The following is a 12,258-nucleotide window of genomic DNA, read 5'->3' on the forward strand; positions in this document are numbered from 1 at the left end:
GGCTGCCATGCGCGCATGGCAGCCGACCGATTACGGCGCACCTCTCAATCCGAACTCGTCACCAGGCAGCCAGCCGAAGCGCAGCGCTGCGCGGGACCGTCCATAGATGGGTGCCGTGAGCCCGAACGGACCAGGCCGTTCGGTTTTACCCAGATCTGGCTGGGCGCGCTGGCCGTATCCTACCTGTGGGCAACGCTGCGCGGCCTGGCCGATGCCGGCGGATTTTCCCTGGGGTGGTTCCAGGGTTATGAAGAGCCCTTGAACAGTCTGCGCATTGCCAAGAGCTTCTTGCTGGCACTGCTCTTGCTTCCAGCGTTGCGGAGCCAGCTGCAGACTAGGGCGGCACTGGCGGGGCAATGCCTTGCGGCCGGGATGGCGAGCGGGCTGGGCGGGGTGAGTCTGGCCGTTATCTGGGAACGTAACGGGTATCCCGGACTGCTGGATTTTTCAACTCCCTATCGCAGCACGGCGCTGTTCTGGGAAATGCATGTCGGTGGCGCAGCGATCGATGCTTTTCTTGCCCTGGCGGTGCCATTTGCGGTCTATGCAGTGGTGCACGCGCGCACCCGACGGCACTGGGCGGTTGCTGCGTGCCTGGCGGTGGTCGCTGGCCATGCTTGCCTGACCACTTTTTCTCGTGCCGTTTATCTGAGTGTCGGAGTGTCCCTGGTCGTCCTTGCCTGGCGCTTGCCGGCGCCCTGGCTGCGGCGATCCCGGCTGGCGCGCGTCATCGGGTCTGTCGCCACCGCCAGAGTCCCCGAGCCGGAGCCTTGGCGGCGGTGGGGAGGCCGGCTGCTGGTCAGTGTGCTGATCCTTGAGGTCCTGGTGGTCATGTGTCTGGGGGATTTCATGGGCAGCAGGGTGTCAGCCGGCGAGCGCGATCTGATTGGCCGCCTGCAGCACTGGCAAGAGGGCCTGAGCCTGCTGCGTACGCCCCCGGAATGGCTGCTGGGCAGAGGGCTCGGGCGTTTTCCGGCCAGCTATTCGCAGACCGTTCCCGGACGTGCGATGCCAGGTCGCCTGCAGATCGTCGAGGCAGGCGAGGGGAGCCATCTGCGCATTTTCCGACCGCCTCACAGCGCCCGCGCTGGTGGCGCTTTCGAACTGCTTCAGCGCGTCCCGGCGTTTGTTGCAGGGAGCACTTATACGCTGGCAATGGACCTGCGCGCGCTGCAGCCGGCGAAGCTGCACGCCGGCTTGTGCCACCAGCATCTTCTTTATGCCGCGAACTGCGCACAGACCGGCCTGACCTTGTCGGGCAAGGATGAGCAATGGGATCACTTTACGCTGACCCTCACTGCGGGCAAGGACGGCTCCCGAGGTTGGCCGGTACCGTGGCTGGGATTCCTCTCGCTACGGCTGGAGGGGGGAGCCGACTTCGTCGATGTCGACCATTTGAGCCTTCTCGATGCGAAAGGCCATCAGCTGCTCGACAACGGCGATTTTTCCAGCGGCATGGCGCACTGGTTCTTCGCTGGCCGCCATTACTTCCTGCCATGGCATGTCGACAGCCTTTTCATCGAGACGCTGATTGATCAGGGAGTCGTTGGCCTGCTTCTGCTGCTCGGCCTGCTCGGCATGGCGTTTGCCAATCTGCTGCGGGGTCGCGGGCGCGAGCATGTCCTCGCACCCTATCTGCTGGCAGCCCTGACTGCCTGTCTGGTCGTCGGGATATTCTCGAGCGTACTGGACATGCCGAGGCCTGCTTTCCTGTTGTACTTGCTGTCATGCTTTGCCCTGTTCCTCGAAGAACGTTCCCCCTGAGGGGCTGCAACGCGCCTTCCGCATCCCTGAAAACGCCTTGAAGGTTGTCGCCCGATGTATAATGCCAGCGCAAGACAACCAATCATAGGATATAAAATTTAATTATATCATGTAATTGTGTTGTTCTTTAAAAGTGGTGTCTTGGTTTTCAACGGGCACAGCAGGGCTTTCTTTCCTTGGCATTGTCCCTGGCTTGTGCATTAGGTCACGTTCTCCAATTATCTGCGGTGATAGCCTTCGTTGCGTGACGTTTGCCGAGCTTTCCTGATTTAAAGCAGCTCTCAGAGCAGCGGTCATCAACGAGAAGTGTCCAGGTATATGCTTGCAAGGAGTCTGTCGTGATCAAGGTGTTCAATCATTGGTTTCATCGGAAGACGATTGCCCAGGTGGCCGTTGACCTGATGTTCCCGGTTGCGTGTGTGGTCCTTGCCGCCATGTGGATCGGGCATGGCGCTCCGCTTGCTCTGGAGCGGGTTGCTTTCTATGCAGTGATTTTCGCGCTGACGATGATCGTCCTGAATGCCTGGCTGGGCATCTATAATCGGGTGCATAGCCGAACGCGGGAAGAGACCCAGGCGCGCGCGGTGCTGTCGCTCTACCTGGCGATTCCGCTGGCGTATCTGGTGTTTTCGCTGCTTTCGGTAGCCGAGGTCGATCGCAGTTTCATGTTGCTGTCCGGCCTGGCGGCGCTCTTTGCGACGCTGGCGCGGCGTGTGCATCTGGCGCACAGCCGCACAAGTTCCTTGCTGAGTCACCGCGTGCTGGTTTTCGGGGTCGGTGAGGAAGCGGAAAACGTCGGCCGCGTACTGCGTAAATCGGATCCGGATATTCATATCGTTGGCTTCTATCCGTCCGTCAACGACACCGAGATCGTCGTTCCTTCGCAGGTCATTCTTTCCCAGGATCGGTCGCTCTCGGACACGGCGCATGCCTTGAGAGTCGACGAGATCATCGTTGCCGTGCGCGAGCGCCGCGGGGGCTCACTACCCTTGCGCGAACTCCTCGACTGCAAGCTGTCGGGTGTCCGGGTGCTCGATCTGGCGAGCTATTTCGAACGTGCCCTTGGTCAGATCCGCCTCGATTCCCTGCGTGTTGGCTGGCTGATTTTTGGCGAGGGCTTTCGGCAGAGTTGGCGGCGGACGACGATCAAGCGGCTGTTCGATATCGTGGTGGCGTTCCTGCTGCTGTTGCTTGCCACGCCGGTGATGCTGCTGGCAGCGATTCTGATCATCCTTGAAGACGGTTTTTCGATCTTTTATCGACAGGAGCGGGTCGGTCTCGATGGTCGTTTGTTCAAGATCATCAAGTTTCGCAGCATGCGCAATGATGCCGAGAGTGACGGTAAGCCGCGCTGGGCGATGGTCGATGATGATCGTGTGACGCGTGTCGGGCGTGTCCTGCGCAAGCTGCGTATCGACGAATTGCCGCAGTTGTACAATGTGCTGACGGGGGATATGAGCCTGGTAGGGCCGCGTCCGGAGCGCCCCTATTTTGTCGACCAGCTGACACGTGACATCCCGTTTTTCGCGGTACGCCATAGTGTCAAACCAGGGCTGACCGGCTGGGCGCAGGTAAGTTATCACTATGGGTCGACGATTGATGATGCTGTCCAGAAACTGCAATACGATCTGTATTATGTCAAGAATCACAGTCTGTTCCTTGATGTGGTCATTCTCTTCGAGACCGTCGGCGTGGTCTTGACGGGCAAGGGTGCTCGGTGAATAGTGCGCTATGGGTTACACCATGATCGCGAATGGGAATGCAAAAGGATAGATATCGTTGATGGACAGCAAGATAGAAATGGTCGCGGCCTGGAGTTACGGCCTGGCGGCAGTTCTGGCAGCCTTTCTGACGCTCTATCTGTCCTCTGGCTGGCGCGCTGGTGGTCGCAGTCGTGCGATGTTTCTGGCGGCGGGCCTGTGCGCACTGTGGAGCGGGCTGTCGCTGGCCTTTGTGATGACCGGCAAGGCGGTTTTTCTTGCCGGTAGCCTATTGGCCGATGTGCTGCGATTCGGTGGCTGGTATTTCTTTCTCCTCGTCCTGATGAAACCGGAACCGACAGATGCCGAGAGTGCATCGGCGCGCTTTGGCTGGCTGAACGGTTTCGCCTGGCTGCTGGTCATCGTGGCTTTCGCCTCGCAGCTTCTGCTGGTGTTCGGTATTGATCTCATCGTGCCGTCACAACGGGTGGTCCTGTTCGTCTCTCTGGTGATGACCGTCTTCGGCCTGGTGTTGGTGGAGCGCCTGTTCCGCAACGTTTCTCCGGACTTTCGCTGGAGCATCAAGCCCTTATGCCTCGGGCTTGGGGGTGTTTTCCTGTTTGACCTGTATCTGTATTCGGACGCCCTGCTATTCAACCGGGTTGATGCCGATGCCTTCAGTATCCGCGGCTTTGCGCACGCCCTGGGCCTGCCCCTGGTGGCTTTGTCGGCGATTCGCAGCCATGACTGGAAAAGACGTTTGGTGATGTCGCAGCGTGCCGCCCTGCAGTCGGTAACGCTGCTGATCGTCGGCGTCTATCTGCTGTTCATGGCGGCGGCCGGCTATTACGTGCGTTTCTTTGGTGGCGAGTGGGGGCGGGCATTGCAGTTGGCGCTGCTCTTTGCGGCTTTGCTGGTGCTGGCGGGACTGACCTTTTCGGGTTCGATGCGGGCGCGCCTGCGTGTGCAGGTGGGCAAGCACTTTTTCAGCTACCGCTACGATTACCGTGAGGAGTGGCTGCGCTTTACCCAGACCCTGTCCTTACAGGGCGGTTTTTCCGGCATGGGGCGGCATGTGGTGCGTGGCTTGGCCGACATGGTCGAGAGCCCGAGCGGCGCACTGTGGCTGAAGGATCCCTCGGGCCAGTTCTTTGCTCAGGCAGCGTACTGGAACATGTCCGCTTCGTCGGCGACCGAAGATGTCGGGAGCCCGTTGTGCAGGTTTCTGCTCGACAGCGGTTGGGTGATCAACCTCGAAGAGTATCGTTCCCTGCCGCGTCGTTATGATGGTCTCGAGATTCCGTCCTGGCTGGTTGAAGTACCGAATGCATGGCTGGTGGTGCCGCTGACGACCGGGAATGAACTGATCGCCTTTGTGGTGCTGGCGACAGCCCGTACCAAGATTGATGTGAACTGGGAGGTCAATGATCTGCTGAAGACAGCTGCTCGCCAGGCCGGCGCTTTTCTGGGTCAGATGCAAGCCAGCGAGGCCCTGCTTGAGGTCCGGAAGTTCGACTCGTTCAATCGCATGTCGGCTTTTGTCGTGCATGATCTCAAAAACATCATCACCCAGTTGTCGCTGATGCTCAAGAATGCCGAGCGTCATCGCGACAACCCCGAGTTTCAGAAAGACATGCTGATGACCGTTGAACACTCTGTCGAGCGTATGCGCAAGCTGATGATGCAACTGCGCGAAGGTGCGACGCCGCTTGATGGTCCGCGTGGCATTGATCTGGCGGGTGTCCTGCGACGGATTCAGACCGCCAAGTCCGGACAGGGACGGGATATCGAGTTGGTGATCGAGGAGAAGCTGGTTGCCCGTGGGCACGAAGACCGGATTGAGCGGGTGATCGGCCATCTGGTCCAGAACGCACTGGATGCCACCGAGGATCGTGGGCGAGTGTGGGTCAGGCTGGCCCGGCAAGGGATACACGCCTTGGTTGAAGTCGGCGATAGCGGGCACGGCATGAGCCCAGAATTCGTTCGCGAGCGCCTGTTCAAGCCTTTTCAAACGACCAAGCCGACCGGAATGGGCATTGGTGCTTACGAAAGCTTTCAGTATATTCATGAATTAGGCGGCAAAATGTCTGTCGACAGCGCAGTTGATGTCGGCACGCAGGTGGACCTGTTGTTGCCATTGTTTGATGTCAGACACACCACAGCGTCGGCTGACTTGCTGAAGGAATCAGAATGAGCGCAGAGAAGCTTCCGCACCTGTTGATCGTCGAGGATGATCGCGCGTTGCAGAAACAGATTCGCTGGGCTTTCGACCAGTACGAAGCACTGACCGCGGATGATCGTGAGAGTGCGCTGCTGCTGGTACGACGCTATCAGCCGCCGGTGGTGACGATGGATCTCGGATTGCCGCCAGACCCGGATTCGGTGTCCGAAGGTTTCAAGTTGCTCGAAGAGATTCTGACGCTGGCACCGGATACCAAGATCATTGTCCTCACCGGTCAGAACGATCGCGCTAACGCGCTGCGTGCGATTGCTCTGGGCGCCTATGACTTCTTCGCCAAGCCATTCGAGATTGAAATGCTGGGCCTGACCATCCAGCGCGCCTACCGCCTCCATGAACTGCAACAGGAGAACGAGCGACTGCAGGCGATGCGGCAACCCGCCGTACTGTCTGGTTTGCTGACCCGTGACCCGGAGTTGCTACGCATCTGTCGCACCGTCGAGCGGGTTGGCGTCACCGACGCAACGGTGTTGTTACTTGGCGAAAGCGGCACCGGCAAGGAGCTTCTGGCGCGTGGTTTGCATGAGGCGTCACCGCGTCGGCGCGAACGTTTCGTGGCCATCAACTGCGCAGCCATTCCGGACAACTTGCTGGAGAGCGAACTCTTTGGTTACGAGAAAGGGGCTTTCACCGGGGCCGCCAAAACGACGCCAGGCAAGATCGAGACAGCCAACAATGGCACGCTGATGCTTGACGAGATCGGTGACCTTCCGCATTCGCTGCAGGCCAAGTTGTTGCGTTTTCTGCAAGAGCGTGTCATCGAAAGGATTGGTGGGCGGCAGGAAATCCCGGTCAACGTCCGGATCGTTTGCGCAACGCACCAGAATCTCAAATTCCTGATCAACGAGGGACGTTTCCGCGAGGACTTGTACTATCGCCTGGCGGAGATCATTATCAATATCCCGCCCTTGCGCGCCCGCTCCGGTGACGCCGCCTTGCTGGCGCACGCCTTCCTGAGGCGGTTTGCGGCCGAGAACAATCGCGGCAACTTGACCCTGCGTGAGGACGCTGTACGAATGATAGAAGCGCACTCCTGGCCGGGGAACGTGCGCGAGCTGGAGAATTGCATCAAGCGGGCGGTCATCATGGCCGATGGCAATCAGATTACCGCTGATGACATTGGTTTGGCGGGAGATGCTCAGGAGGACGCAATCAAGCTGGACCTGAGGCATGCGCGTGACCACGCAGAGCGGCGGGTGATCATCACCGCGCTGGCTCGCGCCGACGGAAACGTCGTCCGCGCCGCCGAGTTGCTCGGTATAAGCCGCCCGACACTGTACGACATGATGCACAGATTTGGCCTGAAATAGTGTTGTTCCTGCAAACGTTGACCGATCTCATGAGGGCTCTGATGAATACTGGTAACTCGATCCACCTGCTGCGCAAGGCCACCGCTTCAGCACTGCTGGCTACTCTTCTGCTGGTGGGTTGCGGCAGCGAGAAACCGGAGACCATGCTGAATTCGGCGAAGGCATTTCTCGAGAAGAACGACTATAAGGCCGCCGCAATCCAGCTGAAGAACGCCTTGCAGCAGGACCCTCAACTTGCCGAAGCGCGTTTTCTGTTGGCCAGATCGTTGCTCGAAGGAGGCGATGCGACTGGTGCTGAAGTCGAGTTGCGCAAGGTTCAGGGCTTGAACTATCCTGCCGAACAGGTGACGCCATTGCTGGCACGCACCATGCTGATGCTCGGGCAACCCCAGAAAGTGATTGAAGAGCTGGCCAAGGCGCAGCTTACGACACCGGCGGCAATCGCTGACTTGCAGACTTCGGTGGGTCACGCCTACCTGATGCAGGGCAAGGAAGAGCAGGCTGTGGCGGCTTACGCTGCAGCGCTGGCGGCGCAACCGGGCTATGCACCTGCCTTGCTCGGCGAGGCGAGACGGAAAGCGGGCCGCGGTGATCTGCCGGGTGCTTTGGCCTTGCTCGACTCGGCTCTGGAGAAACAACCCGGGCTGTATGATGCCTGGCAGCTCAAGGGCGACATGTTTGCTGCCCAGAACGACCTCGTAGCGGCGACGAATGCCTATCGGAAGGTGCTGGAAATCAAACCGCACTATCTGCCGGCGCATTCGATGATCATCAGGATCCTGATAGCGGAAGGCAAACTCGAAGAAGCTGGCAAGCAGATCGAGACGCTCAAGCAGTTTGCCGCCAATCATCCGCAAACTCAATACCTGCGGGCCTTGCTGGCCTATCAGCAGAAAGATTATGCAGCGGCCAGGGAAGCCATCCTCCTGCACCTCAAGGCTTCTCCCGAGAGTCCTATTGGCCTGCAACTGGCGGGCCTGATCGAGTACGAATCACAGGCTTACGCGCAGGCCGAGACCTACCTGCTCAAGGCACTGCCGCGGACCCCGCCACTCGGTCTTGCGCGTCGCGTCCTGATCGCCAGCTACCTGCGCAATGCCCAGCCGAACAAAGCCCTGGGAATGCTGGAACCGATTCTCGACAAGATCGACAAGGATTCGAACTTGCTGGCGCTGGCTGGCCAGGTATTTCTGCAGAATGGTCAGGTCGACAAGGCTGGCACCTACTTTGCCAAGGCCTCCGCGCTCGACCCGAAAAACCCTGCCAAGCGCACCTCGCTGGCGCTGGTCAGCCTGGCGAAAGGCGACAGCGAGGTGGCATTCCGTGATCTGGAGCAGGTGGCGGCAACCGATACCGGCATCCGGGCGGATCTGGCCCTGATCACGGCGCACTTGCAACGCCGCGAATTCGATCAGGCACTCAAGGCCATCGCTGTGCTCGAGAAGAAACAACCCGATAACCCACTGACGTACAACCTGCGCGGCACTGCCCAGCTTGGCAAGCACGATGCCGCGGCTGCCCGCAAGAGCTTCGAGAAGGCTCTGGCCCTGAACCCGACCTTTTTGCCGGCAGCAGCCAATCTGGCCAATATGGACCTCAACGAGAAGAAGCCCGAGGATGCCCGGAAGCGTTTCGAGTCAGTGCTCGCAAAAGATCCGAAGAATGTGCAGGCGTTCATGGCGCTCGCTCAAATGCGTGCAAAAGAAGGCGGCACGACCGCAGAGATTGCGACTCTGATCAGCAAGGCGGTGACGGCAAATCCGACCGATCCGGCACCGAGACTGGCGCTGATCGGCCTGTATCTGAGCAAGACGGAGGTCAAAAGCGCACTTGCCGCGGCCCAGGAGGCTGTTGCCGTGCTGCCGGAACGGCCAGAGATCCTGGATGCTTCCGGACGTGCCCAACAGGCCGCCGAAGACTACAATCAAGCGCTCGCCACCTATCAGAAACTGGCGGCGTTGAAGCCGGATTCTCCGCTTCCCTATCTGCGTATGGCTGAGGTTCAAATAGCGTCGAAGAACAAGGAGGCCGCGCTGGAGAATCTGCAAAAGGCGCTCAAGGTCAAGCCGGATTCGCTGGAGGCACAGCGCGGAATCATCCTCCTTGATCTTGATGCCGGTCGCAGCACGGAAGCGCTCGCAGTCGCTCGCGAAGTGCAGAAACAGAGACCCAAGGAAGCCGTCGGCTACATATTCGAAGGTGACGCACACATGTCGAAGAAGGCCTGGTCCGAGGCCATAGCAGCCTATCGTACCGGGCTCAAGGAAGTCCCCACGACCGATCTGGCGGCCAAGCTGCATTTGGCGCTGCTGGCCAGCGGCAACACCGCCGAGGCCGACAAGTACGCTGAAACGTGGCTCAAGGAACATGCCAAGGACAACCGTTTTCGCCTTTATCTGGCCGAGACGGCGAGCATGCGCAAGGACTATGCGGGCGCTGCCCGGCAGTACCGAATTCTGCTCGAGGCGCAGCCGGACAACCCTACCGTACTCAACAACATGGCCTGGGTTGCCGGGCAGCTCAAAGACCCGAAAGCGGTCGAGTATGCCGAGAAGGCCAACAAGCTGGCGCCGGATCAACCGGCGCTGCTGGATACTTTGGCGGTCCTGCTGGCGGACAAGGGCGATCACGCGCGCGCCATGGGACTTTTCAAGAAGGCCCTGGAACTGGCTCCGCAGGCGTCACAGATTCGTCTCAACTACGCCAAAGCGCTGATCAAGGCCGGGAAGAACAGCGAGGCCAGGAGCGAACTGGATCAGCTCGCCAGGCTGGGCGACAAATTCCCGGCGCAGGCAGAAGTCGCGCAGTTGCTCAAGGGACTCTAGGAAGCCGGTGTGGCTGAAGACGAATAGCACTCAGAGAATGGAGAATTGATGACTATTGTTGCAGTGGTGGGTTTGGGTTACGTCGGTTTGCCGCTGGCGGTCGAATTCGGCAAGAAGCATCGAACGATCGGTTTCGATCTGTCGGCAAGCAAGGTGGCGCATTATCGGCAGCATGTCGATCCTACCGGCGAGGTGAGCAGCGCTGATCTCGAGGCGGCGGTCCATCTGGAAGTCGGCACGGATGCAACTGCCCTGAAAGAGGCTGATTTCGTGATCGTTGCTGTGCCGACGCCTGTCGATCAGGCGCATCAGCCAGATTTCGGACCGTTGATCGGTGCCTCGGAAGCTGTCGGCAGAAACCTCAAGCGCGGCGCGACGGTGGTCTTCGAATCGACGGTCTATCCCGGCGCGACCGAGGAAGTCTGCATCCCGATTATCGAGAAGTATTCCTTGATGAAGTGGAAAGACGATTTCTTTGTCGGTTATTCGCCGGAGCGGATCAACCCCGGTGACAAGGAGCGGACGCTGACGAAAATCGTCAAGGTGGTTTCCGGGGATACCCCGAAAACGCTGCAGCAGGTCAGGGAGATCTATGGCAGCGTGATCGCTGCCGGCGTTTATCCGGCTTCGAGCATCAAGGTGGCGGAAGCCGCCAAGGTCATCGAGAACACGCAGCGGGACCTGAATATCGCCTTGATGAACGAGTTGGCAATCATTTTCGATCGCATTGGCATCGATACGCTGGAGGTTCTGGAAGCGGCCGGGAGCAAGTGGAATTTCCTGCCTTTTCGTCCAGGCCTCGTCGGCGGTCACTGTATTGGTGTCGATCCGTATTATCTGACGCACAAGGCGGAGATGCTCGGCTATCACCCGGAGGTGATCAATGCCGGACGCAGAATCAATGACGGGATGGGCAAGTTCATTGCCGAACAGACGATCAAGCAGATGATCCGTAATGGCTGGCAGGTCAAGGGTGCGCCGATCATCGTGCTCGGACTGACCTTCAAGGAAGACTGCCCGGATCTCCGCAACTCCCGCGTCATCGACGTGATCCGGGAACTCGAATCCTATGGGGCGCAGGTGCTGGTACATGAACCGGTTGCCGATGCCGACGAGGCCCGGCATGAATATGGCGTCGAACTGACGGCGTGGGAGCAACTCCCGGTAGCGGGCGCGATTGTTGCGGCGGTTGCCCATCGCCAGTTCAGGGAGCGGCCACTTGCGGACTATGTCGGCAAACTGCAGCAGGGCGGCGTCCTGACCGATGTGAAAAGCATGTTCAGTGAGGCCGAGCTGGTGGCGCAAGGAGTGACCGTGTGGCGTCTCTGATTTTCCCTTCCTTGCCGGTTGCACTGGTCGAGCGGCTGCTGACCCAGCCAGCATGTTGGCTGGTGACCGGCAGTGCCGGCTTCATCGGCTCACATCTGGTCGAGACCTTGCTCAAGCTCGGCCAGACAGTGATCGGCCTCGATAACTTCGCCACCGGTCATCGTCGCAATCTCGACGAGGTCCGCTCGCAGGTGACGCCCGAGCAGTGGCTGCGTCACCGCTTCATCGAGGCTGACATCTGCGATCTCGACGCCTGTCGCGAGGCTTGCTGTGCGGTCGACTTCGTATTGCATCAGGCAGCATTGGGGTCGGTGCCGCGCTCGCTGGCCAATCCGGTGGCGACCAACGCGGCCAATGTCGACGGCTTTCTCAATATGATGGTGGCGGCCCGCGATGCTGGCGTCAAGCGATTTGTCTATGCCGCGTCGAGTTCGACCTACGGCGATCATCCGGCGTTGCCCAAGGTCGAAGACTGCATCGGTCGGCCTTTGTCGCCGTATGCCGTCAGCAAACTGGTGAACGAGCTTTACGCCGAGGTCTTCGCGCGTTGTTATGACTTTACCTCAATCGGTTTGCGCTATTTCAACGTGTTCGGCGCCCGTCAGGACCCGGAAGGCGCTTACGCTGCGGTCATTCCCCGCTGGACGCGCGCACTGCTGCGCGGCGAACAGGTGACCATCAATGGTGACGGTGAGACCAGCCGTGATTTCTGCTTCGTGGACAATGCCGTTCAGGCCAACCTGCTGGCGGCGACGACTGCAGATCCGGCAGCGCTGAATCAGGTCTATAACGTCGCGGTGGATGATCAGACCACGCTGAATCACCTGTTCGAGATCCTGCGTGACGCCCTCCTGACGTTCCGGCCCGAGGTGCAGCATATCCAACCGGTGTACGCAGACTTCCGGCCGGGTGATGTACGCCATTCGCGGGCCGATATTACCAAAGCCGGGCGCCTGCTCCGGTACCTTCCCAGCCACCGGTTGGCAGAGGGCATTCAGGCGGCAATCCCCTGGTATGTAGCACGCTTTGGCGTCGCCGACGGAGTCCATGGATGAGGCCTGCCTTGCAATGTCTGGCACTGCTGCGTCGTG

7 protein-coding genes are annotated in these 12,258 nt (G+C 59.7%); all 7 read left to right on the plus strand.

Annotated elements, in window-relative coordinates; translation table 11 throughout:
- The coding region (locus CAPSK01_RS00445; RefSeq protein WP_034920885.1) for a hypothetical protein at positions 1-1,764 on the plus strand (1,764 nt) is incomplete at its 5' end.
- A 338-nt stretch (positions 1,765-2,102) separates the two neighbouring features.
- Complete coding sequence (locus tag CAPSK01_RS00450; protein WP_034920887.1) at positions 2,103-3,485, plus strand: TIGR03013 family XrtA/PEP-CTERM system glycosyltransferase; 1,383 nt, start codon at positions 2,103-2,105, stop codon at positions 3,483-3,485.
- Between the two features lie 61 nt (positions 3,486-3,546).
- Positions 3,547-5,658: an XrtA/PEP-CTERM system histidine kinase PrsK gene (prsK, locus tag CAPSK01_RS00455; protein WP_034920890.1), complete on the plus strand. Its 2,112-nt coding sequence runs from the start codon at positions 3,547-3,549 to the stop codon at positions 5,656-5,658.
- Positions 5,655-7,013 (plus strand): PEP-CTERM-box response regulator transcription factor, encoded by a 1,359-nt coding sequence (gene prsR / locus CAPSK01_RS00460; protein ID WP_034920892.1) that lies wholly within the window; start codon positions 5,655-5,657, stop codon positions 7,011-7,013. Before prsK ends, prsR begins: the two co-directional genes overlap by 4 nt.
- A 41-nt stretch (positions 7,014-7,054) precedes the next feature.
- Positions 7,055-9,838 carry an XrtA/PEP-CTERM system TPR-repeat protein PrsT gene (gene prsT / locus CAPSK01_RS00465; protein ID WP_273702799.1) on the plus strand — a complete coding sequence of 928 codons (2,784 nt, stop codon included), beginning with the start codon at positions 7,055-7,057 and terminating at the stop codon, positions 9,836-9,838.
- 48 nt (positions 9,839-9,886) lie between these two features.
- Entirely contained in the window at positions 9,887-11,167 is a 1,281-nt protein-coding gene (locus CAPSK01_RS00470; RefSeq protein WP_034920894.1) for a nucleotide sugar dehydrogenase, read from the plus strand.
- Positions 11,164-12,222: an SDR family oxidoreductase gene (locus CAPSK01_RS00475; RefSeq protein ID WP_273702823.1), complete on the plus strand. Its 1,059-nt coding sequence runs from the start codon at positions 11,164-11,166 to the stop codon at positions 12,220-12,222. The genes CAPSK01_RS00470 and CAPSK01_RS00475 overlap by 4 nt, the downstream gene beginning before the upstream one ends.
- Positions 12,223-12,258: the final 36 nt, after the last annotated feature.

Origin of the sequence: Candidatus Accumulibacter vicinus (assembly GCF_000584955.1) — a bacterium.
Classification (GTDB): Bacteria; Pseudomonadota; Gammaproteobacteria; order Burkholderiales; family Rhodocyclaceae; genus Accumulibacter; species Accumulibacter vicinus.